At 39.9% G+C, this 238-nt stretch carries 1 pseudogene; it reads right to left on the reverse strand.

The features are described from left to right. Nucleotides 1-238 (reverse strand): annotated as a pseudogene (locus JEM49_RS10320) (RNA-guided endonuclease InsQ/TnpB family protein); the annotation flags it as partial.

A 238-nucleotide genomic window follows, 5' to 3' on the forward strand; every position in this document is an offset into this window, starting at 1 on the left:
ACAGTAAAAACGTGGATTGACAACCATTGATCCATTTGACTCCGTTAAGAAATTATCAAGGTTAAGGTCAATGCCAATTTGACTTTGCGTCTTAGGCAATTCCTTGACAAAAGCAGTATCGCTGCCTAACTGCATAGACAGGTAGAATTGGTCATCAGCGGTCTTTTTAATCGTGACTGTGCCAATTCTAGTTGGGATATGATTAACCAGACGCTCTTTGATTAGCCTTCTAAAACCA

The sequence above is a fragment of the Lactobacillus sp. A27 genome, assembly GCF_016742815.1.
Lineage (GTDB): Bacteria > Bacillota > Bacilli > Lactobacillales > Lactobacillaceae > Lactobacillus > Lactobacillus gallinarum.